General features: G+C 65.4%; 4 protein-coding genes. 1 reads left to right on the forward strand and 3 read right to left on the reverse strand.

All coding sequences use genetic code 11. The features are described from left to right. On the forward strand, nt 1-564 hold a 564-nt coding region (locus VGH85_15370; GenBank protein HEY2175185.1), incomplete at its 5' end, for a GNAT family N-acetyltransferase. Nucleotides 565-652: 88 nt separating this feature from the next. Here VGH85_15370 and trxA read toward each other — a convergent pair. The 3 genes from trxA to VGH85_15385 all read right to left on the reverse strand — a co-directional run bounded on the left by trxA (nt 653) and on the right by VGH85_15385 (nt 2,655). Next, on the reverse strand, nt 653-976 hold the full coding sequence (gene trxA, locus VGH85_15375) for a thioredoxin (GenBank protein ID HEY2175186.1): 324 nt from the start codon (nt 974-976) through the stop codon (nt 653-655). A gap of 35 nt (nt 977-1,011) precedes the next feature. Continuing rightward, nucleotides 1,012-1,944, reverse strand: coding sequence for a thioredoxin-disulfide reductase (trxB, locus tag VGH85_15380; GenBank protein ID HEY2175187.1), 933 nt, complete (start codon nt 1,942-1,944; stop codon nt 1,012-1,014). 144 nt (nt 1,945-2,088) lie between these two features. After that, nucleotides 2,089-2,655, reverse strand: a complete 567-nt coding sequence (locus VGH85_15385; protein ID HEY2175188.1) for a hypothetical protein — start codon at nt 2,653-2,655, stop codon at nt 2,089-2,091. Nucleotides 2,656-2,679: the final 24 nt, after the last annotated feature.

The following is a 2,679-nucleotide window of genomic DNA, read 5'->3' on the forward strand; positions in this document are numbered from 1 at the left end:
TGTGTCTTCTGGGAACTCGACCCGGTAAGCAAGGCGCGGGCGGAGGCAAACGACCCTGGGCTGGAAAAGGAGTCGTGGATCTCCTCGGTCTTGCTCGAGTGGGGCAGCTGCGGAAAGATCCTCTACGTGGACGGTGTCCCCGCCGCATTCGTGCTTTTCGCGCCCCCGCATTATGTCCCCCGGTCGGTCACGTTTCCGACTAGCCCCGTGAGTGCCGACGCGGTGCTCTTGATGACGGCTCGTGTGCTCGACGAATTCACCGGGGGCGGCCTTGGCCGCATGCTCATCCAAGGCGTAGCGAAAGACCTCACGCGCCGCGGGGTCAAGGCCATCGAGGCCTTCGGCGACAAGCAGTGGAAATCCCCGGCCTGCGTGATGCCTGTCGATTACCTGCTCTCGGTCGGGTTTAAGACGATACGACCGCACCACCATCATCCTCGGCTGCGGATGGAGCTGCGGACCGCCCTCACCTGGCGCGAAGACGTCGAGGTCGCGCTGGAACGGCTGCTCGGCTCCATGACCCCGGAGCGCGTCCTTCGCCCGGTGGCCGTCGGCGGCATCTGATCAGGCACAGGCCAGGAAAGTGCGGGAAACGCGAACGGCGGGCGAGCCGGATGGCTCGCCCGCCGTTCGCGTGTGCGTCAGGCTGGACTCAGATGAACTCGGCCAGTTCCCGCAGGAGCGCCGCCTTCGGCTTCGCACCCACGATCTGCTTGACGACCTCGCCGTTCTGGAAGACGCTCATGGTCGGGATGGCCATGATCTGGTACTTCTGCGAGATTGTAGGGTTCTCGTCGATGTTCAGCTTGACCACGTCGATCTTGTCGCTGTGCTCCTCAGCGATCTCCTCGAGAACCGGGGAGACCATTTTGCACGGTCCGCACCACTCGGCCCAGTAGTCGACGACGACCGGCTTGCTGCTCTGCAGCACTTCCGTGTCGAAGGTCTCGTCGGTCACAACCTTGGTCGCTCCCATTGTCTGCACCTTCCGTGTCTGATGAGGATTGCGAATTACTCGTGCGCCGCCAGCCACCGCTCGGCGTCGATCGCGGCGGAACAGCCCGTTCCCGCCGCGGTCACGGCCTGGCGGTACGTGTGGTCTACGACGTCACCGCAGGCGAACACGCCCTCGATCGCCGTGCGGGTGGATGGCTGATCCACCACCAGGTAGCCTTCAGGGTCGATCTTGAGCTGCCCCTTGAACAGCTCGCTGCGCGGCGAGTGGCCGATCGCGACGAACATGCCGCTCACCGGCAGCACCTGCTCCGAGGCGTCGCCTAGGTTCTTGATCCGCAGGCCGTTCACCTTGTTGTTGTCACTGAGCACCTCGACGACTTCGCTGTCCCACAGGAACTTGATCTTGTCGTTGGCGAACGCCCGGTCCTGCATGATCTTCGACGCCCGCAGTTCCGAGCGCCGGTGCACGACCGTGACCGACTTGGCGAACCTTGAGAGGAAGGTCGCCTCCTCGATCGCCGAGTCACCGCCGCCGATCACTGCGATGTCCTTGTCGCGGAAGAAGAACCCGTCGCAAGTCGCGCACCAGGACACGCCGCGTCCAGACAGCTCCTTCTCACCAGGGACACCAAGCTCCTTGTACTTGGAGCCGGTGGCGATAATGACGGCCTTCGCCTGGTATGTCTCGGTGTCTGTCTTGACGACCTTGGGCGTGGCGGTCAGGTCGACGGCCACCACGTCGTCGGCCACCAGTTCGGCGCCGAACCGCTCGGCCTGCTTCCGGATATTGTCCATCAACTCGGGACCCATGATGGCGTCGGGGAACCCAGGAAAGTTCTCCACGTCGGTGGTCTGCATCAGTGCGCCGCCGGCTGTTACCGACCCCTCGAACACCAAGGGGTTCAGCTTAGCCCGCGCCGCGTAGACGGCCGCCGTGTACCCGGCCGGCCCGGAACCGATGATGATGACGTCGCGTACGTCGGTCACTTCACGCTGCCCTTCTTAAGACGTGCAACCCGCTAAACCGATCCTAGGGCTCGGAGATTCCCGCACACCCGTATCCGGTGTGGCCGGCCTGAAATCGTCATCCGTAACGGGTAATGGCGCCTCACCGTGGTCAAGGTACGCGGTTCAGCGTCCGTGAGGCAGGGCGGCAGAGGCGAGCACCTTCGGATCGGTCGCTGTGGCGCTACGTGCGACCACCCAGACGCGGTACGGCGTCGCGATGACGTAGACGGGCAGGGACTGGTAAGACGCCTCCTCCACCAGAACCGGCCTCGTGCTGCCGAGGAGTCGTTTCACGCAGCCGATCAGCTGCGCCGACGGCGTGAGCAGGCTGCCCGGGCCGGTGCTCACGGACGAGCCGGGGCTGGCGGCCGGATCCGTGTTCTGCGGGGCGGCCATCTGCTGGATGACCTGAGCCTGGAGCGTTGCCTTCTGGAAATTCGTCCTGCTGACCAGGACGACGAACGACACCGTCGTCGGCCCCATCGACGTGCCGGTCGCCGGGTTGAAAGTGTGACGGCGCGCGCCAGGTGCGCCGCTGGCTTGGGCATTCCCCCTTGAGTTCAGGGAACTGGTGCCGCCGCCGACCGCGGACGAAGTGGCCGGGTGGCCCGTGCCGCTCAGCCGGTAGCCCACGAACGCGAGCATCAGGCACGCCGCCGCCGCGACCAGGACGCCGAGCGGCGCGGTCATGCTCTGCCTCCGCGATGCCCGCCG

Source organism: Mycobacteriales bacterium (assembly GCA_036497565.1).
Taxonomy (GTDB): Bacteria; Actinomycetota; Actinomycetes; order Mycobacteriales; family QHCD01; genus DASXJE01.